A 24,885-nucleotide genomic window follows, 5' to 3' on the forward strand; every position below is an offset into this window, starting at 1 on the left:
CGGGGACTGCGACAGCGCGTCTTCGGGCTACGGGCGGGCCCGCCGTCGCCGGACCGGGAGGCGCGTCAGCCTTGGGGGTCCAGCATCGCCGCCGCGGCGGCCAGATCGGCCTCGGCGCCGGTGGTCAGCGCGTACAGGGCGTACCCGACGGGGGAGGCGTCCCACAGGTGCTTCGCCTGCGCCGCCAGGCCGGGGTGGACCTGTCCGCCCGCCCGCTCGTAGGCAGTCAGGGTGGCCTTCAGCATCGCCTCGCCCGCGGCGCCGTACTGGGCGGACAGGTCGCGGGCGGGGTCGTCCACGCGGGCGGTCGTCCAGTCCAGGACCCCGGTGACCGCGCCCTCCCCGTCGAGCAGCACGTGCGCGGGGTAGATCTCGCCGTGGGTCATGACGGTCCGCTCGGGCCAGCAGGTGTCGTCGTCGAGCCAGGCCCGCCAGGCCCCGGCCAGGGCGGGGGAGACGGTGAAGGCCTCGCTCACGCGGGCGATGTCGTCCCGCCACGCCTGACGTACCCGGGCCGGGGTGCGGATCTCGACGCCCGCGGCCTCGGCCCGTTCCGGGGTGATCGAGTGCAGACGGGCCAGCAGGCGCCCCAGGCGCTCGGCGTAGTCGGGGCTGGCGGGGTCCATGTGCCAGACGGGTTCTCCGGCGTCGGTCAGGGTCAGGCCCGGGGCGCCGGGCAGGGCCGGGTAGGCGATCAGCTCGGGGGAGCGGACCCGCCAGTCGGGGACCGCGACGCCGTCCTCGGCCAGGACCGGGGCGACCAGGTCGAGGATGCGCTTCTCGGCGGTCATGCCCTCGGTGACGTCGGCGCGGCGCGGGACGCGCAGCACCCACTTGCGGCCGGTCTCGTCGTGGGCCATGACGACGCGGTAGTCCAGGCCCGCCTCGTTCACCGTGGCGTCCCGCGCGGACAGGTGCAGGCCGTGGGCGGCCGCCAGGGTGATGGTGTGATCGATGGTGCTCATGGGATCAAGCTCCCACCCGCGTCCGCGTAAAGCGAGGCGACAGGTCGTGCGGGCGACGCCGGACGCGGACGGGAGCGGTCGCGCTTCGGACCGCCCCCGGCCCGCTCCGGGGGCGATCACGGCGATCGACTGAGCCCGACCCGGGTCAACCGGCCCGGAGGGGGCCGGACTCCGGCGCCGGGGCGGCGAAGTACTCGTGCGCCGTGCGGGCGAGCAGCGTGGCACCGTCGGAGATGACCCCGTTGGCGGCCTCCCCCACGCAGACGGCGGCGAACTCGGGCTGGTGGTTGCTGACCGGGAAGCAGCCCAGGCCGATGTAGGGGTGGATGGCCGGAACGTGCTGGGAGACGTTGCCCATGTCGGTCGAGGCGCGGTTCATCGTCTGGTGTTCGGGGGGCGCGTCGAAGCGCCGCCCGAGCGCCAGGGCGTGCCGGGTGTAGATCTCCAGGGCGCGCTCGTCCGTGCGGAACTCCGAGTAGGGCTGGGACTCCGGGGTGAACTCCAGCGCGGTGTCCGTGGCCAGCGCTCCGGCCCGGAAGCACTGCTCCACCCGGCGGCGCAGCGGCTCCAGTTCGGCCAGGCTCTCTGCCCGGGTGTACCAGCGGCCCTCGGTCACCGCGGGGATGGCGTTGGGCGCCTGCCCGCCCACCGTCTGGATGCCGTGGACGCGGGTGCCCGGCGGGAGCTGCTGGCGCAGCAGGCCCAGAGCCACCTGGGCGACCACGAAGGCGTCGTTGGCGTTGCGGCCCTCGTGCGGGTAGGCGGCGGCGTGGGCCGACCGGCCGGTGAAGCGGACATGGTCGTGGGCGACGGCGTAGGGCTCGGCCCGCGGGGCGTCCACCGGCCCGGGGTGGGCCATCAGCGCCAGGTCCAGGTCCCGGAAGGCCCCCGCGTCCAGCAGTTCGATCTTGCCGCCGCCGCCCTCCTCGGCCGGAGTGGCGATCACGTCGATACGCAGGTCGAGCCGGTCCGCCCAGGGGCGCAGCGCGATCGCCGCGCCCACCGAAATCGCGGCGATCAGGTTGTGCCCGCAGGCGTGGCCCAGGCCGGGCAGCGCGTCGTACTCCACGACGAAGCCGACCCTGCGCCGACCGGACCCGTAGGTGGCGTGCAGCGCGGTGGGAAAGCCCAGGTAGGCGGTCTCGACGGCGAAACCGAACCGCTCCAGCAGCTCGGCCGTCCACCGCGCCGCGCGGTGCTCCTCCCAGGCGGTCTCGGGGTGGGCGTGCAGCGTCTCGGAGTAGGAGACCAGGTCCGGCAGGTGCTCCGCGGCGCTCGGCAGCGCGCCGTGTCCAATCGCGCCGTGTCCAAGCGCTCCGGGTTCAGCGGTCATCGCCCGGCACCCCGTATCCCGGTGAGGCGGCCGGTTCCAGGCCGCGCCGGACGTAGTCGTCGCGCTGGGGGAGCCAGACCTTGAGCAGTTCCCCCAGCTCCCCGATCGGATCCTCCCGCCAGTCCACGCGCAGGTCCGTGTCGCGCCAGCCGTGCGCGGACACGGTGGACAGCCCCGCCGAGTAGACCGGTCCGGCCTCGCCTCCGGCGGCCAGGCCCGCGGCCAGGGCGGTGAGCAGGCGTTTCTCCAGCTCCCCCCGGGCCGAGGCGAAGGCCTCGCACATGGCCGCGGGGACGCCGGGGTCCGCGAGCATGTTCCCGGCGGCGGCGCAGTGGGGGCCGGTGGCCTCACCGTGGACGCCGAGGGTGAGGCCGCCGCTGAACGTGGCCGCGTCGCCCGAGGCGTCCACCACGGTGAGCTGCCGGTAGGCGGTGTCCGGTGCGGTGGCGATCACGGCGTCGAGCGCGGCCCGGGGGCCCGCGCCCGCGGCGAGCCGGTCCAGCAGCGCCGTTCCCAGCCGCGGGTCGGTGATGTTCTGCGAGGCGACCGCGCCGACGCGGTCGCGCAGGTGGACGACCCGCGCGGCGACGGCGGGGGAGGACGAGGAGGCGGCGATGCCGAACCTGCCGTCCTGGTGGGCCGCGATGGAGAAGGTCACTTGCCGCCTCCCGAGATCACGGCCGTCGCGTCGATCTCCACGAGCCATTCGGGCCGGGCCAGGGCCTGGACGACGATGCCCGTGGAGACCGGGTGGACCCCCTTCAGCCAGCGACCCATCTCGCGGTAGACCTCCTCGCGGTAGCGCGGGTCGGTGAGGTAGACGGTCACCTTCACGATGTCCTCCAGACCGCTGCCCGCCTCCCTGAGCAGGAGGTCGATGTTGGCCATGGCCTTCTCGGTCTGGGCGCGGACGTCGCCGACGCCCACGGACTCGCGGGTGTCCAGGTCCTGGCCGATCTGGCCGCGCAGGTAGACGACCCCTCCGGCCACCACCGCCTGGCACAGGTCGTTGTCGAGGTTCTGCTCGGGGTAGGTGTCCCTGGTGTTGAACTTGCGGATGCGCGTGTGCGTGGTCAAGGTGTGATCACCCCTGGGTGCGGAACGGGCGCGGGTGCGCTTCGTGGTGTTCGGTGTAACCGCGCTGGATGCAGATCTGGTCGGCCACGTACTTGGCGTCGTGCCAGGCCCCCCAGATGAAGCTCGAACCGCGGCGGGACTGCCACGGCAGCCCCATGAAGTAGACGCCGGGCTCGGAGGAGACCCCGCGCTGGTGCCGGGGCCTGCCGTTCTCGTCGAACGCGTCCACTCGCAGCCAGCCGTAGTCGGCGGTGAAGCCGGTCGCCCACAGGACGGTCCGGACCCCGGCGGCGGCGAGGTCGAGTTCGCGGAGGGGATCGGTCACCGACTCCGGGTAGGCGCCCAGGGCGCGGGCCCCGGGCTCCTCGGGCAGGTCGAGGCCGTTGCGCTCGACGTAGGCGTCGGCCTCGTCCAGCAGCGACAGGTAGTTGGCGTCGCCGCGGGCGATGTTGTCGCGCAGGTCGGGCGCGAAGCGGACGGTTCCGGCGTCGAAGGACTCCGTGCGGCCGACCAGCGTGACGCCGCGCCCGGCCAGGTCCCGGAAATCCACGGTGTGGCCGCCGTGCGCGCCGCTGACCGCGATCGTGACGTGCTCGGCGCCCTGCGCGGGGGCTGAGGCCTCCCACTTGCCGAGGACGCCCAGCCACCAGACGAAGTCGTGTCCCCGGTACCTGCGCGGCGGGCGGTCGTGCGGGCCGACGGACAGGTACACCCGTCGGCCGCTGGCGCGCAGTTCGTCGGCGATCTGGACCCCCGAGGAGCCCGACCCGACCACGAGCACGCCGCCCTCGGGCAGCTGCGCGGGGTTGCGGTAGGCGCTGGAGTGGAGCTGGACCGGGTCCGCGTCCCCGGGGATGACCGGGGGGACGACCGGCCGCTGGAAGGGGCCGGTGGCGGCCACGACGTAGCGGGCGTCGAAGTCCCCGTCCGAGGTCCGGACCCGGAATCCCGGGCGTCCGGTGTTGCGCCGTACCGAGGTCACCTCGACCCCGCACCGGATCGGCGCGCCGATCTTCTCGGCGTAGGTCGCCAGGTAGTCCGCGACGCCGTCCTTGGAGGCGAACTCCTCGGGGCCCAGGCCGGTGAACTCCAGGCCGGGGAACCGGTCGTGCCAGACGGGCCCGTTCGTGACCAGCGAGTCCCACCGCTCCGAGCGCCAGCGCTCGGCCACCCGGCTCCTCTCCAGGACGACGTGCGGCACCCGGCGGTCGCTGAGGTGCTCGCTCATCGCGATCCCGGCCTGCCCCCCTCCGACGACGACGACCTCGATCTCTTCCAGTGACATGCACAGCCTCCAGGTTCTGGTCAACGCGTGTGTTCGGGACGGATGCGCCCCGCGTGCCTCCCCGGCCGCGCGGGTGCCGTCCCCCGGGTCCGGCCGCGGCCGGACCCGGACGGGCGGGGGGAGGGTTCAGCGAGAGGCCCGGTCGCTCTCGTGCAGCAGGTCGGAGCCGCTGGTCTCGGGCATGGTGCGCAGCGTGACCGCGCCGATGACGCCGATCACGACCATGGTGAAGGCGGGGACCATGCTGCTGCCGGTGAGGGAGATCAGCCAGGTCATCAGGTACGGCAGGGTTCCGGCGAAGAACGCCCCGGCGACGCTGTAGGCCATCGACAGCCCGCTCTGCCGGGTCCGGGTCGGGAAGAGCTCCGCCACCGCGGACGCGTGGGTGCCCAGGATGACCGCCAGGATCGCGGCCAGGCCGAAGGTCGCGGCGAACGCCGCCCACGAGGTCTGCACCTGCATCAGCAGGAACAGCGGCACGGAGGCCGCGATCAGCAGCGCGGCGGCGGTGTAGAGCACCGGCTTGCGGCCCACGCGGTCCGAGATCCTGCCCGAGAGGGGGATGATCCCCATGGCGACGACCGAGGCCACCGCGGAGAGCAGGGCCGCCCGGTCGGCGGGCACTCCCACGATCTCCTCCTGGTAGGTGATCAGGTACACCAGGACGATGTAGAAGGTGGAGTTCATGAAGGTCTCGATGCCGACCGTCTGGAGGAACTGCCTACCGTTGGAGCGGAACACCTCCACGACCGGCTGGCTGGGGACGTTGTTCATGTCCTCCAGCGCGCGGTACTCGGGCGTGTCCTCGATGCGCAGGCGGATGTAGAGGCCCACCGCGGCCATGGGCACCGTCAGCAGGAAGGGGATGCGCCACGCCCAGTCGAGGACGACCTCGGCCGGGAAGGACGCGTGCAGGGCCCACACGGCGAACGACGCGCACAGGAACCCGGCGACCGAGCCGAACTCGATCCAGGAGCAGCCGAACCCGCGGCGCTTGGGCGGCGAGAACTCCGCGAGGAAGGCCGCGGCCGAGCCGAACTCCCCGCCCGCGGCCAGGCCCTGGATGATGCGGGCGACCACCAGCAGGATCGGCGCGAGGACGCCGACGGACTCGTAACTGGGCAGCAGCCCGAGCATGAGCGTGCCCGCCGCCATCGAGATGATGACGATCGACAGCGTGGTCTTGCGCCCGAAGCGGTCGCCGAGGTGGCCGAAGAGCACCGAGCCGAGCGGGCGCACGAAGAACGCCACCGCGAAGACCGCGAAGACCGACAGCAGGGCGGCGGTGCCGTCCTGTTCGGGGAAGAACACCTGCGCCATGGTGGTGGCCAGGTAGGCGTAGACGGCCCAGTCGAACCAGTGGACGAACACGCCCACCGCCCCGGCGAACACACCCCGCCGCAGGTCCTTCTCGTCGACCTGCTCCGCGACCTCGCTCGTCATCTCTTCTCCTGGGGTCTCGTCCTGGCGCGCCCCGGGGTCGGTGAGGCCGCGGCGGCCTCCCCGGTCGGGGCGTCCCTGTGCATGGTCAGGAGGCCGCTCGTTCGCGGGAGTGTGGTCTCGAACGCCTGGCGGGAGCGGGGTGGGGCCCACGGCGCCGTCGGTATCGGACCTGCCTGTGCCATGGGTCACCACTATCCAGGCGGATCCTAGGATCTGTAAAACACATAGTTCCGAAGATCTCCTTCGGAAAAACCGATAGCTCGGGTAGGAGGGCCCAACCGATGGGCGACGTGAGCCTGCGGCAGCTGGAGTACCTGAGGGCCATAGCCAGGCTCGGGTCGGTGACGGCGGCGGCACGGGAGCTGTTCGTCTCGCAGTCGACGGTCTCGACGGCGTTGACCGACCTGGAGACGGCGCTGGGGGTCACCCTCTTCGTCCGCTCCCCGAAGGGGATGCGCCCCACCGCGTCGGGGCAGCGCGCCCTGGCCGTGGCCGACGACGTGCGGGCCAGCCTCGAACAGCTCCGGGAGACCGCCAGCCGGGAGAGGGAGGAGGTCGAGGGGGAGCTCACCATCGGCTGCTACGCCACGATCGCGCCGATCCTGCTGCCCAGGGTCATCGCGGAGTTCTCGCGTCGGCACCCGCAGGTGCGGCTCTCGTTCGTCGAGGCCTCCCACGGGGCCCTCGTGGACGACCTGCTCAACTCCCGCATCGACCTGGCGATCACCTACCACTACGAGCTGGCGGGCGTGCGCCCGGCGGTCGGCGTGACCTCGCAGTGGCTGCGGTCCGACCCCCCTTACGCGCTCACCCCGGTGGACGGGCCCCTGAGCGCGAAGGGGGAGCTGACCCTGGCTGACCTGGCGGTCGAGCCGCTGATCCTCTTCGACCTGCCGCCCGGCGGCGACTACTTCCTCGGCCTGTTCGCCAGGGCGGGGCTGACGCCCAACGTGCGCTTTCGCACCACGAGCTTCGAGATGGTGCGGGCCCTGGTGGCCCGCGGCCTGGGCAACGCCCTGCTCACCCAGCGCACCGTGCTGGAGCGCAGCTACGAGGACCTGCCCTACGCGACCAGGGAGCTGGACATCCGGTCCGAGGGGCTCGGGATCGAGGTCATGCGGCTCGCCGGGCGCAAGCCGGTGCGGCGGATGGAGGCCTTCGTCGAGGTCTGCAAGGAGGTCGTGGTCTGACCCGCCCGGGCGCCGGGGTCAGGGCGGCCCGGGGCGCAGCGCTCACCCCCGCGCGGTGTTCTCCGGGCTCGGCGCGGGGGCCAGGTGCGGGAACTCCGCGGCGGTCGTGAACCGGCCCTCATCGTGGTGGACCGTCAGTTCGCCGCCGCTGTCGGCCACCCGTTCGCGCAGGGTGGCCAGCCCCCGCAGGCGCGCGGGCGGCTCCTCGGCGGCGCCGTCGTTGACGATGGTGATGCCGGTCTCGGTCAGGGTGATGCGCACCTGAGCGGCCTGGGCGTGGCGCAGGATGTTGGTGGTGGTCTCGCGCAGCACCTGGCCCAGCAGCTCGCCCGCGCCCGGGGCCACCTCGGCCTCGCGGTCCACGCGCACGTCGATCTCGGCGGCCTCGAAGAGGTTCTTGGCGTTCTCCAGCTCCGCGGACAGGTTCAGGCGCCGCTGGGCGTGGGCCAGCTCCCGGGTCTGGGTGATGGTGTCGCCCACCAGGGACTGGATCTCGCCCAGTTCCTCCTCGGCGCGGTCGGGGTCGGCGCGCACCAGTCTGCGGGCCAGCGCGGTCTTGAGCTTGACCACGTGCAAGGTGTGGCCCTGGATGTCGTGCAGGTCGCTGGCGAAGCGCATGCGCTCCTGGGCCACGGCCAGTTCCGCCTCGCGCTCACGCGCCGCCGCCAACTCCGCGATGAGGGCGTGCATCGCGTGGACGAGGATCGTGAGGACGACCCCGCCCAGGGCGACGCCCGCCGAGGCGACCACGTGCTGGAGCAGGAAGTCGACCACGCCCCCGCGCGACACCACCAGTTTCGCCGTGAGCCCGGCGACGGCGAAGACGGCGATCCCCGCTGCCGCCGCCCGCTGGTGGCGCGGCAGGTCGAGGATGATGATGGTGGCCACGATGGCGAACCCGTAGGCGGGCATGGACACGTCCACCAGGAGCATGCCGAGCAGCCACAGGAGCGCGGTGGCGACCAGGCCGGCGAGCGTGGTCCGGGAGAGGCGGCCAACGTGCCACCGGCTGACGACCAGCAGGGTCACGGCCAGGCTCAGGGCCATGAGGAGCGCGTCCTGCCACGAGCTGGCGTTCACCGCCACCAGCAGCGCTCCGACGGCGGAGACCGCGCCGGTGATGAGGTCCACGTGGAGCTTGCGCAGCCGTCCCTGCGTCTCCTCGGTCTTCTCGGACGCCATGCGTGTCCCTTCCAGGTTCGTGTCCACCGCGCACGGTCCTTCGCCCCGGCACCTCCGCCGCCGGAGCGGCGGCGCCAGGGCCGCGGGGTCCGGGCGGAGCGCGGGTGCGCCGCCCTCCTCGGAGGCGGCCGAGGACCGCGTCCGCGTGAGGGCGCTCCGCGCGAGCGGGCGGGCGCCGGTTGCGCCCCCAGTATTCTCCCGGCTCCGCCGAGTGCACCAGTGACGCCGCGTCATGACCCGGACCCGACAAACGTCACGGCCGGGTGATGACGTGGTCCCACTGCCGCCGGAGCGCGGCGACGGCTGCAATGGAGAGAGTCCCCTCATGCAGACCGATCGCCGCGAAGACCCTCTGGAGCCCGTCACCATGACGACCGACCGCGCCGAAGGCCCGCCCTCCGTCCCCGGAGGCGAAGACCCGCCCGCCGCCGCCGACACCCGGGCCCAGGCGGGTTCGACGCCGGTGGCCGAACGAGCCCTGGCCCCCGACCTGGCCCGCGGCATGATGCTGCTGCTGATCGCGCTGGCCCACGTGCCGTGGTTCCTGTACCAGGCGCCCACCGGCCTGGCCATGCTGCACCCCGTCGACGGCGACCTGGCGGACAAGGTCGCGCAGTTCATGACGATCGTCGTCGTGGACGCCCGCACGCACACCATGTTCGGCTTCCTCTTCGCCTACGGCATCGGGCAGATGTACCGTCGACAGAGGGCGCGCGGCACCAGCGAGAAGGAGGCCCGCGGGCTCCTGCGCAGGCGCCACCTGTGGATGCTCGTCTTCGGCGCGGTGCACGCCGCCCTGCTGTGGCAGGGCGACATCCTGGGCACCTACGGCCTGATCGGGCTCATCATGGTGCCGCTGTTCCTCAACCGCAGCGACCGCACCCTCAAGATCTGGCTGTCCGTCCTGCTGGCTCTGGGCGCCCTGGTCACCCTCGTCTCGGCGGCCTCGGCCCTGCTGGTACCGGACGCGGTGTCCACGGCCGCGGCGACCGACATGCAAAGGGCCAGCATCGCCGAGACGAGTTACCTGCTCTCCGGCGTGTTCCGCCTCCCGGCCTGGTTCTTCGCGCTCTTCTCCGGCCTGTTCACCCTGGCTCTGCCGACGGTGTTCCTGATCGGCCTGCTCGCGGCGCGGCACCGGTTCCTGGAGGACCCGGCGCGACACCTGACGCTGCTGCGCCGGGTCGCGTTCCTGGGCATCTCCGCGGGGTGGGCCGCCGGAGCGGTGCTGGGCCTCCAGCACGTGGGCGTCCTGGACGCCACCTACATCTCGGCGGTCTCCTCGGTGCACTTCTACACCGGGATCTTCACCGGGGTGGGCTACGCGGCGCTCTTCGGCCTCCTGGCGCACCGGCTCTCCGCCCGGGGGACGCAGCGGTCCCTGCCGGTCCGGGCGCTGGTGTCCCTGGGGCGGCGCTCCCTGAGCGGCTACCTCGCCCAGTCGGTGGCCTTCGCCCCGTTCCTGGCCGCCTGGGGACTGGGCCTGGGCGTGTACCTGTCCAGCTGGTCGGCGGTGCTGGTGGCCGTGGGCACCTGGCTGCTGACCGTCGCGGCGGCGTTCTGGCTCGACCGCGCGGGCAGGCGAGGACCGGCGGAGGTCCTGCTGCGGAGGCTGACCTACCGCAGGTCGTGACGCGGGGCCGTGGCGCGCCCCCGCGACGGGGCGGCGCCACCGCCCCGGCATGACGTTTCTCCGTTCTGACTCATGACGCGGTGTCACTGGTGGCACCCCGGAGTCGGGAGAACACTGAAAGACGGATGCCAACCGACGCCGCGGAGCCGCGGACGGACGCGAGGGCGCGGCCCCTCCGGTCCGCGGCCCCCGTCACCGAACACCAATGAAAGGGATGACATGGCACTGCCCGCGAGGATCTCGGTCGAGGACTTCTTCGGTGCGCCGGAGCGCGCCGGTGCGACGATCTCGCCGGACGGAACCCGCATCGCCTACCTGGCGCCGTGGAAGGAGCGGCTCAACGTCTGGGTCCAGGACCTGGACCCGGCCGGGAACTTCGACGGCGAGCCGCGCTGCGTGACCGCCGACGAGGCCCGCAGCGTGCAGAGCTACCAGTGGACCGATGACCCGCGCTGGCTGCTCTACCTCCAGGACAGCGGCGGGGACGAGAACTGGCACCTGTTCCGGGTCGACCTGGAGGCCGCCGAACCCACCGCGGTGGACCTGACCCCCTTCCCCGGCGCCCGGGTGGTGGAGTTCGAGCCCTCCCGGGGAAAACCGGGGAAGATGACCGTGTTGCTCAACGCCCGCGACGCCGCCGAGTTCGACCTGCACGAGCTGGACGTGGCCACCGGCGAACTCACCATGCTGGCCCAGAGCCCCGGCGCCACGGAGACCTGGTTCCAGGGCCGCGAGGGCGAGCTGTTCACCACCTCCCTCAACGCCGACGGCGACCCGCAGATCTCCCGCCGGGACCCCGAGACGGGTGACCTGCACCCCGTTCTGGTCCACGACGGCGCCGACTACCCGGTGGGCGTCTTCCCGACGCAGGTGACGCCGGACGGGACCGGGATGTGGATCGGCTCCAGCCGGGGCACCGACCGCACCCGCCTGGTGCGCGTGGACCTGTCCACTGGTGAGGAGACCGAGGTGGACAGCCACCCGGACTTCGACATCGACACCCGCGCGCAGGTCTTCCCCACCTTCCCCCCGCCGCTGATCCGGGACCGGCGGGGCGAGCTGCTGGGGGTGCGCTACATGGGCGGGCGCCAGGTCGTCCACGCCCTGGACCCGCACTTCGCCGAGGTGCTGGCCGAGCTGGAGAAGCTGTCCGAGGGCGACCTGTCCGCCATCTCCTGTGACGACAGCGGACAGCGGTGGGTCGTGAGCTTCACCCACGACCGCGACCCGGGCGCGACCTGGTTCTACGACCACTCCACCGGGGAGTCCCGGCTGCTGTTCCGTCCCAACCCGCACCTGGACCCCGAGGCGATGGCGCCGATGACGCCGGTCACCATCACCGCCCGGGACGGGCTGGAACTGCCCTCGTACCTGACCCTGCCGGTGGGTGTGGAGCCGGAGAACCTGCCCATGGTGCTGACGGTCCACGGCGGCCCCTGGGCCCGCGACAACTGGGGGTTCAACAGTTCCGCGCAGTTGTGGGCCAACCGGGGCTACGCGGTCCTCCAGGTCAACTTCCGCGGCTCCAGCGGGTTCGGCAAGGCCCACATGAAGGCCGCGATCGGCGAGTTCGCCGGGAAGATGCACGACGACCTCATCGACGCCGTGGACTGGGCCGTCGCGCAGGGCTACGCCGACCCGGAGCGGGTCGCGATCCTGGGCGGCTCCTACGGCGGCTACGCGGCTCTCGTGGGTGCGGCCTTCACCCCCGACCGCTTCGCCGCCGCCGTCGACGTCGTCGGCATCTCCGACCTGGCCAACTTCATGCGGACCCAGCCCGCGTTCGTGCGGCCTTCGCTGGTCAACAACTGGTACCGCTACGTGGGCGACCCGGCCGTTCCCGAGCAGGAGGCCGACATGCTGGCCCGTTCGCCGATCACCAGGGTGGACCGGATCACCGCGCCGCTGATGGTGGTGCAGGGCGCCAACGACGCCCGGGTGGTCAAGGCCGAGTCCGACAACATCGTCGCGTCGGTGCGCGAGCGCGGCGTGGACGTGGAGTACCTGGTCTTCGACGACGAGGGACACGCCATCGTCAACACGGAGAACCTGATCACCATGTTCGGCGCCATCGACCGCTTCCTCGCCCGCCACCTCGGCGGACGGTGAACCCCTGACCGCCCGGACCGGTCGCCGCCGTGCCGCGGCGCACCTTCCCCCTGAAGGGGTTGAGTGTGCCGTGACGGTACGGTGTCGACTGGTCCCGGTCGTGCCCCGGCACGGAACCCGGTCGTGACACGGCGCGAGACCCCACCGCGGGGAAGAAGGAGGGACTGTGGACTGCCTCGGACAACCGTCGGAGCCGGAGGAGGGCGACGCGGAGGAGGCGCGGCACGAGCACGACGCCGCAACGGCGGACGGCAGGCCGCTGCGGCCGTTCCGGCGCCGCGAGGTGCTCCACCGGGTGCTCTATACCGTCGAGCACCCCGGCCCGGGCGGTGGACGCGTCGTCTACACGGCCGAGGTGGACCTCGGCCGGGAGGACGGGTGCGCCGAGCTGTACGCCGACGGGAGGAGCCAGGCCAGAGCCGAACTCCCGGCGGCCTTCCCGGTCCCCGGCGGGGTGATCGAGGTCGACATCTCCCTGTACGGCGTCCGCCGCGTGCACCTGGTCCTGGACGACGGCCGGGAACAGCGGCTCACCCCCGCGCCGGGCACCATCGAGGACCTGCGCGGCCGACTCCACCGCCGACACCCCCGGGTGAGCCGCGCGATCGCGGGGCTGGCGGTCGCGATCCTGGCCCTCAACCTCGTCCTGGCCGTTCCCCAGGCGCTCGAACTCGTCACCGGTATCCCCAGGGTCGCCGAACTCTTCGGTTCCTTCACCTCGCCGGTCGCACTGCCGCGGTGGCTCAACGCCGCGCTGATCCTGGCCGGGGTCCTGGCCGCCGTGGAGCGGGTCCTCACGCTGCGGCGCAACCGGGTGCTCGACGCCGAGACGCTCTGGATGAACTTCTGACACCGCCCGGCCGGCGGCCCCGGCCGGGCGGCCCCGGCGGACTTCCCGTCCGTTCCACGGCGCGCGCGGTGCTCGTGTCGGGGAACCGGGGTCCAGCGCCGTGGTGCTCACCTTCGCCCACCAGATCGCCGACGGCGTCGGCGGCCTGCGGGCCCTGTTGGACCTGGCGGCGGCCCTGGGCGGTGAGGACCTGGACCGAGGTGGCGCCCCGGGAACGCAGGAGGAACTGCTCGCCCGCACCTGTCGGGCGGCCGGAGGCGGTGAGGCGGCGGCCGGAGGCGAGGCGGCGGACGGTGTTGGGGTGCCGGAGGGTGGTGGGGCCGCGACCGGTACGCCCCCGGAGGAGGACGCGCGCATGGACGCCGTCGGCGAACTCGTGCCGTTCTCCGGGCGCTTGCCGCACGTCGACGCCCTCGCACTGCGCGAGGGGCTGACCGAGCGGCTCGTCCGCCGCTGCCGCCTGGAGCGCACGTCCGTCCACGCCGCGCTCTGCGCCGCCGCCGCGACGGTGCTCCACCGTGAGGGGCGCGAGTTCGTGCGCGTCCTCAGCCCGATGGACCTGCGCCACGCGGTCGGCCTGCCCGACGAGGCGGCCGTCCGCTTCGCGGGCGCCCGGACGGCGAGCACCGCGGACGAGGCGAAGGACTTCTGGGCGCTCGCCCGGCGGACCGGCGGATCGCTGGCCCGTCTGCGCGCGCCGGGCGCGCTCAGGGCCGGTGCCGCGGCCGTCGTGGAACACCCTCCCGAGGGCTCCGGCGACGCCGAGGCGATGATGGCCGCCGCCACCGCGGCCGACATCCAGATCACCAACGTCGGGGTCGCGGGGGTGGCGGGGGGCGCGGGCGTCGCGCACCCGGGCGGGCAGAGCCTGGCGGTCCTCTCCGCCCTGTGGGGTCCCGCGCAGACCACACAGCTGCGGGGCGAGCACGTGCTGGGCGTCGTCACCGTGGGCGGGCGGCTGCGGATGACGGAGCTGACCCGCGACCACGTCGCCGGGCTCCTTCCGCGGATGGGCGCCGTGCTGGCCGAGGCGTGCGCCGAGCCGACTCGCGGCTGAGCGGGCGGTTCCGGCACCAGGGCCGGGGACCGGGGGAGCGGCTCCGGCCCGGGCCCGGATGCGGGCCGGGCCTGCGGCCGGTCGGGAGCACGCGGGGGCTCCGCCTCCCGTTTCCCGGGAGGCAGGGGCCCGGTCAGTAGGGGACGCGGTTGCGTCCGACGAGGAACCACAGGATGGCCCCGATCAGGGGCGCGATGCAGACGAAGATGAGCCAGACGACCTTCATCGCCCCGTCCACCCGCGACATGAGGATGCTGAACACGGCCGCGATGATCAGCACGACCGTCACCAGGGACACCAACGCGACCCCGACCAGCAGCAGGATCGGGAGCACGGTGTGGACGAGGTTCGGATCGTTCGCCGCCAGGAGTGACATGTCGTTCCCTTTCGAGGTCCGGGGTCGGGCGTGGTGTCCCCGCCCGACCGCGGCGGGACCGCGGGCGGAAGGGCTCCCGGCGGTCCGTCGGTGCGGGCCGACCGGGCTCCCCTGCGGGGACGAACACCACGCTAGGCGCGGGACCCGTGGGGAGGCATCCCTCTGGAGAACCCACCGTGCCGTCTCCTAAGGCGGCACGCCCCGGGGGAGGGGAGCCGCTTTGGTCGGTGCGCCGACCGACTTTCGTCGGTGCCCCGAGGAGTGTCGCCGTCCCACGAATTCCCGTCCGGGCGAAGTAGCCTCGGCGGGGAGAGGGAGGACCACCATGACAGGACAGGGCAGGACACCCGGACCCGACCACCCCATCACCGTCGAACCCGCCGGCGCGCGCGTCGTCGCGCGGGTGGGGGACCGGGTCGTCGCCGACACCGAGGACGCGCTGACCCTGCGGGAGGCCGCCTACCCGCCGGTCCACTACGTTCCACTCGCCGATGTGGACCCCGCGGTTCTGCGGCCGAGCGCGACCACCACCCACTGCCCCTACAAGGGAACCGCGACCTACCGCACGCTCGCGGTCGGGGAGGGCGAGGAGCTGGTCGACGCGGTGTGGGCGTACGAGGAGCCCTACCCGGCGGTCGCGGAGATCGCCGGGTACGTCGCTTTCAGCCCTGACAAGGTCCGGGTCACCGCCGATTTCTGAGCGGTCGCGCGGCGGGCTCCCCCCGGCGGGAGCGCCCGCCGCGCTCGCAGGCGTCGGTCCGGTGCCGAACTCTCCCCGCGCGGCCACGCACGGCCTCCGGCGCCTCCCACGGGGCGCGATCGTTCGACGGGAAGGCGTCATACTGGCCGACGTGAGTCATGACGCCGTTCCGGCCCCCGTCCGGATTCCGGGGTACCGCCCGGAGAACCCCCTCAACCGACGCCCGGAACTCCTGGAGGAGAGGCTGTTCTGGCTGGTGCACCTCTACGACGGTGCCCAAGGCGAGATCGGCAGGCGGCTTTTCGGTTCGGAGCACACGTGGGACGACTACGTGCGCTTCCAACGCCGGGTGTGGCGCCGGGACGCCCTGCCGACCTTCACCCTCCCGCTCGCCACCGGCCACCGCCTCCACGTCGTCTACAGCATCAGCGACGGCGATGCGGGCGTTGACTACCTCCTGCACCATCCGGACTGGGACGAAGCCGATGTCATCGCCGTCCACGCCGGGGAGGGCATGGTGCCCGGCCTTTCCTGGCCGGAACTGCTCGCCGCCGCGGACAACGGTCCGTCCGGGGCAGGGAGCATGGATTTCCACGCCCGTCTGCTGCTTCTCCTGCCCGCCTGCGCGGACGGTTCCACGCCGGGCGGTGAAATCCACCGGTTGGCGGCGGCGCTGCGCGCACGTGTGGGAGTCGAGGCCCCGGAGGCGCTCGCCTCCGCCATCGTGGAACGCTGGTCGGCGTCCGGTCCGGTGCGCTGGAGGACGACCGGTGCCGGGGTCCGGGTCAACGACGGAGAGTACTCCTTCCGCAACCCCGGCGCCTTCTCCGCCCTGACGGGGGCGAGCCTCGCCCGGGTGTCCGCCGCACTCGCCCCGTGAGGCGGATTCCGCTCAGCCCTGTCGCGGCCCGTGAGCGCGTCGTAGGCCGGGGCGTCCAGGACGCGTCCGGGTGCCAGCCAACCGCGCCGTGCTCGTAGTCACCGCCCGGGACAAGCCGCCGGAAGGCTCCGGTGACCCCGGTGGGGGACCAGGCCCCGCGTTCCTCCAGAAGCCGCTGGTGCTCGGCCCCCGCCCGCGGTCCACGCTCCATGAACAGCAGGTGGTCCACCAGCATGCGCAGGGTGGTCTCGCCTCCGTACATCCCGGGCCGCCGCAGGGCCGAGTTCAACTGGCCGACGAGGTGGGAGTGCATGTCCTCGGACGCCACGAGTGTTCTGGATGTGCCCATGCGCGCATTCTTCCCGTCGGGCCGCTCCGGTGCCTCCACGGGCTCCGGGCCCTTGCGGAAGGGATTGACGAAGTTGTGTTAGCGAGTAACACTTCTTGTGTCGGAACCGACCGGGGGAGGAGCGGACATGGACCAGCGCACGCGCCGCAGGCAGCGCAACAGGGCCGCCATCCAGGAGGCCGCCCTGCGCCTGTTCGAGCGGCAGGGCTACGAGGCGACCACGGTCGCCCAGATCGCCCGTGAGGCGGGCGTCTCGCACATGACGTTCTTCCGCTGCTTCCCCTCCAAGGAGGACGTGGTCCTGCGCGACGAGTACGACCCCATGTTGGAGGAGCTGGTCCGCGAGCAGCCCGACACGCTCCCGGCCGTCGAGCGGATCCACCGGGCCACCCTGGTCGGACTCGGTCGGGTCTACGAGGACAACCGGGAGGCGCTGCTGGCCCGGGCCCGCCTCCTGCTGTCCATCCCGGCCCTGCGCTCACGTATCGGCGAGAACCTGGCCTCGGCGAGCACCGCCTTCGAACGCGCTCTGGCCCCGGCCCGGGGCGAGGCCCTTGACCCGACTCCGCCTGCAAGTGCAGCCCTCGGTCCGATTCCGTCTGGAAGCGGAGCCCCTGGTCTGGATTCTCCTGCAAGCGAGGCCTCCGCTCCGGATCCGCCCGGAAGCGGAGCCCCCGATCCGGCGCCAGCCGGGACCGAGCCCCCCGGCCTGGAGACCAGGGCCGTCGCCGCCGCCTGTTCGGCGGTGCTGTCCGAGGCCGTCGTCGCCTGGGTGGACTCGGACGGCCGGGACGAACTGCCCGCGCTCGTCGACCGGGCCTTCCTCGCCCTGCGCACCCCCTCACTCACCCGCCACCGACCCTGAGGACCCCCCATGACCGACCAGGTCATCACCGTCCAGGACCTCCGGGTCCGCTACCCGAACGCCGACCGGCCCGCGGTCGCGGGGATGAGCTTCTCCGTGGCCCGCGGCGAGGTCTTCGGCTTCCTCGGACCCAGCGGCGCCGGAAAGTCCACGACCCAGAAGGTGCTCACCCGGCTGCTGCGCCGCTACGAGGGCGAGGTGCGCGTCCTCGGTCGGCCCCTACGCGACCGGGGCGCGGACTACTTCGAGCGCGTGGGCGTGGGCTTCGAGCTCCCGGCCGGGTTCGGCAAGCTCACCGCCCGCGAGAACCTCGCCGCCTTCGCCTCCCTCTACCGCGGTCCCGTCGAGGACCCCGGCGAACTCCTGGCCCGGGTGGACCTGGCGGACGCGGCCGACCGCAGGGTCGACGACCTTTCCAAGGGCATGCGCATGCGGCTCAACCTGGCCCGGGCACTGGTCAACAGACCCGAACTCCTCTTCCTGGACGAGCCCACCTCTGGCCAGGACCCGGTGCGCTCCGCCCTGCTGCGGGAGGTCGTCCGGGAGGCGGCCGACCGGGGGTGCACGGTCTTCCTCACCACGCACGACATGGTCACCGCCGACCTGCTGTGCGACCGGGTCGCCTTCGTGGCCGGTGGGCGCATCGCCGCCGTGGACACACCGCGCGGCTTCAAGCTCCGCTACGGCCGCCCCGGACTCGTGGCCCGGGTGCGCGGACGGGCCGCCCGGGAGATGCCGATGGAGGCACTGGCCGAGGACGCCGAACTCCTGGAGCTGCTGAGGCGGGGCGAGGTGGAGACGCTGCACACCCGCGAGGCCTCGCTGGACGAGGTCTTCGCGACGGTCACCCGGGAGAAGCTGTGAACCGCCTGCTCGCGACCGCCGCGCTGGAGTCGCGGGTCGGCCTGCGCTACGGCGTCGTACCCGTGGCCGCCGCCCTCGGCGCCGTGTGGACCCTGGTCCTGCTCGCGGTCCCCGCCGAGGCGGCCGGGACGGTGGCGGCCTACCTGCTCTTCCTGGACACGGCGGGCTTCGGCGCGCTCTTCGCCGCGGCCCTGCTGCTCTTCGAACGCACCGAGGGAACGCGTTCGGTGCTGACCGTGACCCCGCTGCGCGCGGGGGAGGGGGTGGCGGCCCGGCTCGCGGTGCTCACCGCGCTGACGCTGCTCATCGCCGTGCCGATGCTCGCGGCGGCGCTGCGGGGCCGCTTCGCCGACCTCGCGCAGGCCCTGCCGCCGGTCCTGGGCGGGGTGGCGCTCACCTGTCTGCTGCTGCTCACCGTGTGCCTGGCGGTGGGCGCCCGCTCCCGGGACCTGTCGGGCTTCCTCCTCGCGGCCCCGCTCACCGTCGCGCCGCTGGTCCTGGTCCCCCTCGTGCACGTCAGCGGAATCCTGGAGCACCCGCTCCTGTACGCGGTGCCGACCACCGCGGGCGCCGACCTCATCCGTCTGGGGGCCGCGCCCGGCTCCCTCGACGCGTCCCCCGCGGCCCTGGCCACGGGCACGGTCTACGCCGTGGCGTGGGCGGCGGCCGGGGTGGTCGCCGCCTCCCGCGCGGTCGAGCGCGGAGCGGCCCCCGCTCCCCGGCAGCACACGAACGGCAGGGGTGCGAGCGGCCAGGGCGAGGCCGGGTCCCTCCGGCCGGTCACCGGACGCGGCGGCCTCCCGGCGATCGTGCGCTTCGCCCGCGTCGACCTCTTCGGCACCGGGCGCGACCCCCTGCTGCTGCTCATGCTCGGCGCCCCGGTCCTGCTGGCGCTGGTCATCCGCTTCGCCTTCCCGGCGGCCTCGGAGTTCGTCCTCGGCTCCTACGGGTTCGACCTCGCGCCGCACACCCCCGTGGTCCTGGCGGCACTGGTCCTGCTGCACGTGCCCATGATGTTCGGGGTGGTCGGCGGCCTGCGCGCCGTCGAGGACTCCGACGAGAACGTCCTGCTCGTGCTGCGCGCCTCGCCGGTGTCCGTGCCCGCCTACCTCGGCTACCGGACGGTCCTGGCCACCGCCCTCTCCCTGGCCGGGCTCGCCGCGGCCCTGCCCCTGAGCGGGCTCATGGCCCCAGGGTGGTCCGCGCCGGTCGTGGTCGCCCTCGTGCTCGCTGCCCTCCAGGCGCCGCTGCTGACGGCGACGATGACCGCGCTGTCGGCCAACAAGGTGGAGGCCCTGGTCGTGGTCAAGGGGATCGGCGCGCTCCTGGTCCTGACCCCGGTGGCGGCCTGGGCCCTGCCCGCGCCCTGGAACCTCCTGCTACTGACGCTCCCGCCGTCCTGGCCCGCCCTGGCACTGCCCGGCTACGACGCCGGGCCGCTGGGGACCTGGCTGTGCCTGACAGGCGGGATCCTGGTCGCGGCCGCCGCGCTGGCGCTCCTGCTGCGGCGCACCGTGCGGCGGATCGAGGGCGCGTAGGCCGACGCGCGGGGGAGGCGTCCGGCCGGGTCCGCGGCTGCGCTCCGGCTGCCGGACGGACCGGGCCCGCTCCCCCCACGGGACACCGGACGGGCCCGATCCCGGCATCCTCCTCCCGGCGGTCGAACGAGCCGGTTGCCCGAACTCCTCCGTCCGACAGCCTGGCGGACCGGGCCCGCCCCCGCGACGGTCCTAGACCGGCTGGTCGAAGCGGTTCGTGCGCGCGAACAGGTCGGTCACCTCGCCCGACACCTCGAAGGGGGCCGTACCGCGCCGGAAGACGATCGCCGGGCCCGGGGCGTCCGGCTGCACGGCGGTGCCGCCCACGGTCGCGCGGACCACGTCCGTCCCCGCGCCCCGCACGCGCAGGTGCGTCCCCTCGCGCAGGCCGAGGACGTCCACGTCGTTGGCCTCCAGGAACTCCGTCAGCCGGGTCTCACGGGTCTCGCCCTGGTGTGTGGACCGGGGGTCGGCGTCCAGGTAGTGCGGGTTGATCTGGAACGGGACGAAGCCCAGCGCGGTGAAGGAGGGCGGCTCCACGATGGGCATGTCGTTGGTGGTGCGCAGCGTGGGAGCGGTGATGTTGGTGCCCGCGCTCGCCCCCATGTAGGGCAGTCCGGCCAGGACGCGGTCGCGCAGGTCGTCCAGGAGTCCGGTGCGCTGGAGGGCGGCCACGAGGCGGAACGTGTTGCCCCCGCCCACGAAGACGGCCTGCGCCTCGTCCAGGACCCGCGCGGCCCCGGCGTCCGCCGGAACCCCCGTCACACGGACCCCGCGCGGCGCGAAGGCCTCGGCCACCCGCGCGGTGTAGGCGGCGTGGTCGCCCCCCGCGAACGGCACGAACGCGACCGTGTCCCGGCCGTCGAGGAAGGCCTCCACCTCCTCCCACGCGTGGTCGAGGTAGTCGCGGCCGTGGTTGGTCGAGTTGGAGAAGAGCAGGAGCTCGGGCATGGTCCCCCTTCAGGGAGCGGTCGGGCGCGGGGAGGGGCGGGAGCCGTGCCCCCGCCTCCAGTTGCGCGTGGGCGGTGCCGGGCGGCGGTTGGAGAGCAGCCCGGTGAGACCGTCGGCCGCGGCGCGCAGCGGCGCCAGGTGGTCGAGCAGGTCGTCGTCGTGGTCGGAGTGCTTGTTCTCCACCAGCGTCACGGAGCCGACCGGGCGCTTGCCGCCGAACACGGGGACGGCCAGCGCGCGCGACGCGGCGTCGTACTCGCCCTGGGAGAGCGCGTAGCCCTGCTCGACGGCCTCGTCGAAGAGCTCCTCGACCTGCTGCTCGTCGAAGGGGGTGAGGTCGGAGAAGCGGGCGGAGGGGCGCCCCGCCAGCAGGGACCTGCGCTCCGCCGGGTCCAGGAAGGCGAAGTAGGCCCGGGAGGTCGCCCCGGCGTGGGCGGGGTAGAGCTCGTCGAGGAAGGGGTGGGAGCGGCGCGGGCCCTCCGAGCCGCCGACCGCGGCGATGCAGCGCACGTGCGCGCCGTCGGGGACGCAGAACAGGCAGGTGCGGCCGCTGGAGCGGGCCAGGTCGGCGAGCAGGGGTTCGGCCAGGACGGAGAGGCCGCCCGAGCGCTCCCACAGCCCGGCCATGCGCCACATGGCGGGGCCCATGCTGTAGCGGCGCGTGTCGGGGTCGGCGCGCAGGAACCCCTTGCCCGCGAGGGAGGCCAGGAGGCGCTGGGCGGTCGACTTCGACAGGCCGAACTCGTCGGCGAGTTCGAGGACGCCCCAGCTCGTGCGGTACTCGTCGAAGCTGAGGAGGACGTCGAGCGCCCGGTCGACCGTCTGGAGCGGGCCGGTGCGTTCCGTGGAACCGGTGGACATGGAAGCCCACCCTACGTCCGCCCCGGGGCCCGTGGCCCTCGGCTCCGAGGATCGAAATGTGATCTTAACTCCCACATAGTGGGAAACCTTTGCCCCGGCGGGTGAACGGGAGGCAGCCTGGGCGTGACGGGCCAGGACGCGTCAGCCGCGCACCGCAGGCCTTTGACCAGCGACACTCCGTCCTCGACGGACGTGAGCCACCCCTGAAGGACACACATGGAACCGTCGGCACCTGGTTCGTCCACCGAACCGCAGACCCCGGGAAGCGCCCGCCACCCGCGCGCGTTCGAACCCGTCGTCGTCATCGTCACCGTCCTGGTGAGCCTCCTCGGGGCCGTCATCGGGATCCACATGATCACGACGCTCGGGGTCTCGCCCAACACCAGCGTCATCGGCGCGGTCGTGGCCATGCTCATCGGCCGGATCGGGTTCCTGGGGCTGCGCTCGATGCGCAACACCAACCGGCAGAACCTCATCCAGTCCTCGATCTCCGGCGCGACCTTCGCCTCGGCGAACTCCCTGCTCACCCCGATCGCCATCCCGTTCCTCTTCGGCCGCCCCGACCTGGTGTGGCCGATGCTGCTGGGCGCGTCCCTGGGCCTGCTCATCGACGTGTTCGTGCTCTACAAGGCGTTCGGCTCCCGGTTCCTGCCCGCCGACGCGGCCTGGCCGCCCGGTGTGGCGGCGGCCGAGACCATCAAGGCCGGTGACCGGGGCGGACGCCAGGCGGCCATCCTGGTGGGCGGCGGCGCGGTCGGGCTCGGCGCGTCCTTCCTTGGCATGCCGATGTCGGCGGCGGGCATCGCCATGATCGGCAACGTGTGGGCCCTGCTCATGTTCGCCGTGGGCCTGCTCGTCGCCCAGTACTCCCCGGCGGTCATCGGGATCGACCTCAACTCGATCTACGTGCCGCACGGCGTCATGATCGGCGCGGGCGTGGTCGCGCTGGCCCAGATCGTCGTCATCCTCGCCGGCCGCCAGAGCAGCCGGGAGAGGGAGCGCGAGGCCGCCCGCGACCGCGCCGCCCAGGACGACCCGTCCCTGGCCTACACGGTCGACCGCGCCACCCTGGGCCGGGCCCTGGGCTCGGGCTACGTTCTGTTCGCCCTGGGCGCCCTCGTGCTCGCGGTCACCGGCGGGATCTGGGCGGACATGAGCTGGCTGGGCATCCTCGGGTTCGTCCTGTTCGCCGCCGTGGCCGCCCTGGTCCACGAACTCATCGTCGGCCTGGCCGCCATGCACGCGGGCTGGTTCCCGGCCTTCGCGGTCACCCTCATCTTCCTCATCCTCGGCCTGGCGCTGGGCATCCCCGGCGTGCCGCTGGCCCTGCTCGTGGGCTACTGCGCGGCCACCGGCCCCGCCTTCGCGGACATGGGCTACGACTTCAAGGCCGGGTGGGTGCTGCGCCGCGACCGCCGCCCCTACACCGCCTTCGAGCTCGACGGCCGCCGCCAGCAGCTCATCTCCTCCATGATCGGGTTCGCCGTCGCCATCGGCATGGTCGCGCTGCTCTGGCAGGGCCTGTTCGAGGACGGCGCCGTGCCGCCCACCTCGATCGTCTACGCCGACACGATCAAGGCCGGGCTGAGCGACCCCTCGGTCCTGCTCCAGCTCGCCCTGTGGGCCGTGCCCGGAGCGCTCGTGCAGCTCCTGGGCGGCCCCCGGCGCCAGATGGGCGTCCTGCTCGCCACCGGCCTGCTCGTGGCCACGCCCAACGCCGGATGGCTGGTCCTCGCCGGGCTGGCGATCCGCCTGGTGTGGGAGCGCCGCCGCGGCGAGAAGGGCGAACAGGAGATCGCCCTGGTCGGCGCCGGGCTCATCGCCGGGGACTCCGTCCACTCCGTCGGCACCATCTTCAGCCGCTGAACCCGGGAGGAACCATGACACGACTCGGAGTCGTCACCATCGGCCAGGCGCCGCGCACGGACCTGACCCCGGAGATCACCGCCCTGGTACCCGAGGCCACCGTGGTCGAGCGGGGCGTCCTGGACGGCCTCACCCGCGCCCAGATCGAGGCGCGGCCGGTCGCCCCCGACGACCACGCCCTCACCACCCGCCTCGCCGACGGCACCTCCGTCGTCCTGGGGGAGTCCATGGTCATGGAGCGCCTGCCGGGCCTGCTCGCCGACCTGGAGCGCGAGGTCGACGCGGTGCTGCTCGCCTGCACCGGCGCCTTCCCGGAGCTGGAGCACACCAAGCCGTTCTTCGTGCCCGACCGGATGATCGCCTTCGGGGCCGCGGCCCTGCTCGGCGACACCGGACGACTGGGCGTGGTGTGCCCCCTGCCCGAGCAGAGGCGCGACACCGAGGCCAAGTTCGGCCGCCGCCTGCCCGCCGGGACCCGGGTGCTCACCGACGTGTGCTCCCCCTACACCGGCACCCCCGACGACCTCGCCGCCGCCGCGCGGCGCCTGGCCGACGCCGGAGCCGACCTCCTGGCCCTGGACTGCGTCGGCTACACCGAGGAGATGCGCGCCCGCGCGGCCGCGGCCTCGGGCCTGCCGGTGGTCCTGGCCCGGTCGGTGTGCGTGCGCCTGGCCTCGGAGGTCCTGGACTCGCTCGGCGCGCGGACGGGGGCGGCGGCATGAGGATCGGCGTCATCCGGGTGGTCACCACCGACGACCGGGAGCAGCTCGACGCGCACGGCCGCGTCATCCGCGAGGAGTTCGGCGTGGACACCGTCTCGCGGTGCCTGCCCGACCAGCCCGACGGCGTGCACGACGACGCCACCTTCGCGCTCGCCTCGGCCAAGGTCGCCGACTTGGCCGCGCGCATGGAACGCGAGGACGGCGTGGACGCGCTGCTCGTCAGCTGCGCCGCCGACCCGGGCCTGGCCCTCGCCCGCGCCGCGGTCGGGATTCCCGTCGTCGGCGCGGGGGAGGCCGCGGCCCGTCGGGCCCTGGAACTGGGCTCGCGGGTCGGCGTCCTGGACCTGACCACCCGCACCCCGGACTCGGTCATCTCCGTGCTCGGTCCCGCCCGCGTCGCCGCGCTCGTGCCCGAGGGCGTGCGCCGGACCCACGACCTTGCCACCGACGCCGGGCTGGCCGCCTCGGTCCGGGCCGCCGAACGCCTGGTCGCCATGGGCGCGGACACCCTGATGTTCGCCTGCACCGGCATGACCACCATCGGCCTGGCCGCCCGGCTCACCGACCGGGTCGGCGTCCCCGTCGTGGACGCCGTCCGCGCCGGGGCGCGCGCCGCCGTGCGAGCGGTGGAGGGCGCGGCCGAAGGCACGTCCGCAGGCGCGGCAGGGGACTGAGCCCGGAACCGCGGCAACCGACAACCCGGTGACGCGGCAATCCGGTAACGCGCCAACGCGGCAAGCCGTGTCGCCCGCGCGCACAGGACGCGCGGCGACCACACGAACGACCGCC

23 protein-coding genes are annotated in these 24,885 nt (G+C 73.5%); 13 read left to right on the forward strand and 10 right to left on the reverse strand.

The genetic code is table 11. From position 1 onward, the window contains the following. Nucleotides 1–65: 65 nt before the first annotated feature. From AC0VX6_RS12055 to AC0VX6_RS12080, 6 genes are all read right to left on the reverse strand, one after another. Complete coding sequence (locus AC0VX6_RS12055) at nucleotides 66–965, reverse strand: macrolide 2'-phosphotransferase (RefSeq protein WP_475468649.1); 900 nt, start codon at nucleotides 963–965, stop codon at nucleotides 66–68. A gap of 145 nt (nucleotides 966–1,110) precedes the next feature. Then, nucleotides 1,111–2,298 (reverse strand): M20 family metallopeptidase, encoded by a 1,188-nt coding sequence (locus AC0VX6_RS12060; RefSeq protein ID WP_475468651.1) that lies wholly within the window; start codon nucleotides 2,296–2,298, stop codon nucleotides 1,111–1,113. Then, nucleotides 2,288–2,956: a DUF1028 domain-containing protein gene (locus tag AC0VX6_RS12065; protein WP_475468653.1), complete on the reverse strand. Its 669-nt coding sequence runs from the start codon at nucleotides 2,954–2,956 to the stop codon at nucleotides 2,288–2,290. Before AC0VX6_RS12065 ends, AC0VX6_RS12060 begins: the two co-directional genes overlap by 11 nt. Further along, the gene (locus AC0VX6_RS12070) at nucleotides 2,953–3,375 is read right to left on the reverse strand and encodes a RidA family protein (protein WP_130397675.1); all 423 of its coding nucleotides are present in this window, start codon (nucleotides 3,373–3,375) and stop codon (nucleotides 2,953–2,955) included. The genes AC0VX6_RS12065 and AC0VX6_RS12070 overlap by 4 nt, the downstream gene beginning before the upstream one ends. A gap of 7 nt (nucleotides 3,376–3,382) precedes the next feature. After that, nucleotides 3,383–4,660 (reverse strand): flavin-containing monooxygenase, encoded by a 1,278-nt coding sequence (locus tag AC0VX6_RS12075; RefSeq protein WP_475468654.1) that lies wholly within the window; start codon nucleotides 4,658–4,660, stop codon nucleotides 3,383–3,385. Between the two features lie 126 nt (nucleotides 4,661–4,786). Next, the gene (locus tag AC0VX6_RS12080) at nucleotides 4,787–6,103 is read right to left on the reverse strand and encodes an MFS transporter (protein WP_475468656.1); all 1,317 of its coding nucleotides are present in this window, start codon (nucleotides 6,101–6,103) and stop codon (nucleotides 4,787–4,789) included. A gap of 281 nt (nucleotides 6,104–6,384) precedes the next feature. Here AC0VX6_RS12080 and AC0VX6_RS12085 point away from each other — a divergent pair, with 281 nt between their 5' ends. Beyond that, nucleotides 6,385–7,293, forward strand: a complete 909-nt coding sequence (locus AC0VX6_RS12085) for a LysR family transcriptional regulator (protein WP_274977611.1) — start codon at nucleotides 6,385–6,387, stop codon at nucleotides 7,291–7,293. 42 nt (nucleotides 7,294–7,335) lie between these two features. Here AC0VX6_RS12085 and AC0VX6_RS12090 read toward each other — a convergent pair whose 3' ends face one another. After that, complete coding sequence (locus AC0VX6_RS12090; protein WP_274977612.1) at nucleotides 7,336–8,475, reverse strand: sensor histidine kinase; 1,140 nt, start codon at nucleotides 8,473–8,475, stop codon at nucleotides 7,336–7,338. 325 nt (nucleotides 8,476–8,800) lie between these two features. Here AC0VX6_RS12090 and AC0VX6_RS12095 point away from each other — a divergent pair, with 325 nt between their 5' ends. From AC0VX6_RS12095 to AC0VX6_RS12110, 4 genes are all read left to right on the forward strand, one after another. Then, on the forward strand, nucleotides 8,801–10,108 hold the full coding sequence (locus tag AC0VX6_RS12095; RefSeq protein ID WP_475468658.1) for a DUF418 domain-containing protein: 1,308 nt from the start codon (nucleotides 8,801–8,803) through the stop codon (nucleotides 10,106–10,108). 219 nt (nucleotides 10,109–10,327) lie between these two features. Next, the gene (locus AC0VX6_RS12100; protein ID WP_475468659.1) at nucleotides 10,328–12,217 is read left to right on the forward strand and encodes a S9 family peptidase; all 1,890 of its coding nucleotides are present in this window, start codon (nucleotides 10,328–10,330) and stop codon (nucleotides 12,215–12,217) included. Nucleotides 12,218–12,383: 166 nt separating this feature from the next. Then, complete coding sequence (locus AC0VX6_RS12105; RefSeq protein WP_274977615.1) at nucleotides 12,384–13,067, forward strand: hypothetical protein; 684 nt, start codon at nucleotides 12,384–12,386, stop codon at nucleotides 13,065–13,067. A gap of 100 nt (nucleotides 13,068–13,167) precedes the next feature. Beyond that, nucleotides 13,168–14,124 carry a hypothetical protein gene (locus AC0VX6_RS12110; protein ID WP_475468661.1) on the forward strand — a complete coding sequence of 319 codons (957 nt, stop codon included), beginning with the start codon at nucleotides 13,168–13,170 and terminating at the stop codon, nucleotides 14,122–14,124. Between the two features lie 133 nt (nucleotides 14,125–14,257). Here AC0VX6_RS12110 and AC0VX6_RS12115 read toward each other — a convergent pair whose 3' ends face one another. Further along, the gene (locus tag AC0VX6_RS12115) at nucleotides 14,258–14,500 is read right to left on the reverse strand and encodes a PLDc N-terminal domain-containing protein (protein WP_212640215.1); all 243 of its coding nucleotides are present in this window, start codon (nucleotides 14,498–14,500) and stop codon (nucleotides 14,258–14,260) included. Between the two features lie 325 nt (nucleotides 14,501–14,825). Here AC0VX6_RS12115 and AC0VX6_RS12120 point away from each other — a divergent pair, with 325 nt between their 5' ends. The 5 genes from AC0VX6_RS12120 to AC0VX6_RS12140 all read left to right on the forward strand — a co-directional run bounded on the left by AC0VX6_RS12120 (nucleotide 14,826) and on the right by AC0VX6_RS12140 (nucleotide 19,696). Continuing rightward, complete coding sequence (locus AC0VX6_RS12120; RefSeq protein ID WP_274977617.1) at nucleotides 14,826–15,200, forward strand: DUF427 domain-containing protein; 375 nt, start codon at nucleotides 14,826–14,828, stop codon at nucleotides 15,198–15,200. Between the two features lie 151 nt (nucleotides 15,201–15,351). Next, on the forward strand, nucleotides 15,352–16,080 hold the full coding sequence (locus tag AC0VX6_RS12125; RefSeq protein WP_475468663.1) for a hypothetical protein: 729 nt from the start codon (nucleotides 15,352–15,354) through the stop codon (nucleotides 16,078–16,080). 476 nt (nucleotides 16,081–16,556) lie between these two features. After that, entirely contained in the window at nucleotides 16,557–17,294 is a 738-nt protein-coding gene (locus AC0VX6_RS12130; RefSeq protein WP_475468664.1) for a TetR/AcrR family transcriptional regulator, read from the forward strand. Between the two features lie 9 nt (nucleotides 17,295–17,303). Continuing rightward, on the forward strand, nucleotides 17,304–18,158 hold the full coding sequence (locus AC0VX6_RS12135; protein WP_475468666.1) for an ABC transporter ATP-binding protein: 855 nt from the start codon (nucleotides 17,304–17,306) through the stop codon (nucleotides 18,156–18,158). Next, a complete protein-coding gene (locus AC0VX6_RS12140; protein WP_475468667.1) occupies nucleotides 18,155–19,696 on the forward strand; it encodes a fluoroquinolone export ABC transporter permease subunit in 1,542 nt (513 codons plus the stop codon). Before AC0VX6_RS12135 ends, AC0VX6_RS12140 begins: the two co-directional genes overlap by 4 nt. Before the next feature lie 192 nt (nucleotides 19,697–19,888). Here the strand turns inward: AC0VX6_RS12140 and pepE are convergent, their stop codons facing one another. Continuing rightward, entirely contained in the window at nucleotides 19,889–20,647 is a 759-nt protein-coding gene (gene pepE / locus AC0VX6_RS12145) for a dipeptidase PepE (protein WP_475468668.1), read from the reverse strand. A gap of 9 nt (nucleotides 20,648–20,656) precedes the next feature. Then, entirely contained in the window at nucleotides 20,657–21,508 is an 852-nt protein-coding gene (locus tag AC0VX6_RS12150) for an IclR family transcriptional regulator (protein WP_475468669.1), read from the reverse strand. A 216-nt stretch (nucleotides 21,509–21,724) separates the two neighbouring features. Between AC0VX6_RS12150 and AC0VX6_RS12155 the strand changes: the two genes are divergently transcribed. Genes AC0VX6_RS12155 through AC0VX6_RS12165 form a run of 3 tightly spaced genes read left to right on the forward strand, consistent with a single transcriptional unit; the run spans nucleotide 21,725 to nucleotide 24,770 of the window. Further along, a complete protein-coding gene (locus tag AC0VX6_RS12155) occupies nucleotides 21,725–23,374 on the forward strand; it encodes an OPT/YSL family transporter (RefSeq protein WP_475468671.1) in 1,650 nt (549 codons plus the stop codon). A 14-nt stretch (nucleotides 23,375–23,388) separates the two neighbouring features. Further along, nucleotides 23,389–24,096 carry an AroM family protein gene (locus AC0VX6_RS12160; protein WP_475468673.1) on the forward strand — a complete coding sequence of 236 codons (708 nt, stop codon included), beginning with the start codon at nucleotides 23,389–23,391 and terminating at the stop codon, nucleotides 24,094–24,096. Further along, nucleotides 24,093–24,770, forward strand: coding sequence for an aspartate/glutamate racemase family protein (locus AC0VX6_RS12165; protein ID WP_475468674.1), 678 nt, complete (start codon nucleotides 24,093–24,095; stop codon nucleotides 24,768–24,770). The genes AC0VX6_RS12160 and AC0VX6_RS12165 overlap by 4 nt, the downstream gene beginning before the upstream one ends. Nucleotides 24,771–24,885: the final 115 nt, after the last annotated feature.

The sequence above is a fragment of the Nocardiopsis sp. iso_25 genome, assembly GCF_056173305.1.

Excerpts from the sequence above, each read along its gene's own strand:
- AC0VX6_RS12160 (WP_475468673.1), top strand. The coding sequence starts at position 23,389 with ATGACACGACTCGGAGTCGTCACCATCGGCCAGGCGCCGCGCACGGAC.
- AC0VX6_RS12055 (WP_475468649.1), bottom strand. The coding sequence starts at position 965 with ATGAGCACCATCGATCACACCATCACCCTGGCGGCCGCCCACGGCCTG.
- AC0VX6_RS12135 (WP_475468666.1), top strand. The coding sequence starts at position 17,304 with ATGACCGACCAGGTCATCACCGTCCAGGACCTCCGGGTCCGCTACCCG.
- AC0VX6_RS12075 (WP_475468654.1), bottom strand. The coding sequence starts at position 4,660 with ATGTCACTGGAAGAGATCGAGGTCGTCGTCGTCGGAGGGGGGCAGGCC.
- AC0VX6_RS12060 (WP_475468651.1), bottom strand. The coding sequence starts at position 2,298 with ATGACCGCTGAACCCGGAGCGCTTGGACACGGCGCGATTGGACACGGC.
- AC0VX6_RS12090 (WP_274977612.1), bottom strand. The coding sequence starts at position 8,475 with ATGGCGTCCGAGAAGACCGAGGAGACGCAGGGACGGCTGCGCAAGCTC.
- AC0VX6_RS12095 (WP_475468658.1), top strand. The coding sequence starts at position 8,801 with ATGCAGACCGATCGCCGCGAAGACCCTCTGGAGCCCGTCACCATGACG.
- pepE (WP_475468668.1), bottom strand. The coding sequence starts at position 20,647 with ATGCCCGAGCTCCTGCTCTTCTCCAACTCGACCAACCACGGCCGCGAC.
- AC0VX6_RS12080 (WP_475468656.1), bottom strand. The coding sequence starts at position 6,103 with ATGACGAGCGAGGTCGCGGAGCAGGTCGACGAGAAGGACCTGCGGCGG.
- AC0VX6_RS12120 (WP_274977617.1), top strand. The coding sequence starts at position 14,826 with ATGACAGGACAGGGCAGGACACCCGGACCCGACCACCCCATCACCGTC.
- AC0VX6_RS12155 (WP_475468671.1), top strand. The coding sequence starts at position 21,725 with ATGGAACCGTCGGCACCTGGTTCGTCCACCGAACCGCAGACCCCGGGA.
- AC0VX6_RS12085 (WP_274977611.1), top strand. The coding sequence starts at position 6,385 with ATGGGCGACGTGAGCCTGCGGCAGCTGGAGTACCTGAGGGCCATAGCC.
- AC0VX6_RS12130 (WP_475468664.1), top strand. The coding sequence starts at position 16,557 with ATGGACCAGCGCACGCGCCGCAGGCAGCGCAACAGGGCCGCCATCCAG.
- AC0VX6_RS12115 (WP_212640215.1), bottom strand. The coding sequence starts at position 14,500 with ATGTCACTCCTGGCGGCGAACGATCCGAACCTCGTCCACACCGTGCTC.
- AC0VX6_RS12150 (WP_475468669.1), bottom strand. The coding sequence starts at position 21,508 with ATGTCCACCGGTTCCACGGAACGCACCGGCCCGCTCCAGACGGTCGAC.
- AC0VX6_RS12100 (WP_475468659.1), top strand. The coding sequence starts at position 10,328 with ATGGCACTGCCCGCGAGGATCTCGGTCGAGGACTTCTTCGGTGCGCCG.
- AC0VX6_RS12165 (WP_475468674.1), top strand. The coding sequence starts at position 24,093 with ATGAGGATCGGCGTCATCCGGGTGGTCACCACCGACGACCGGGAGCAG.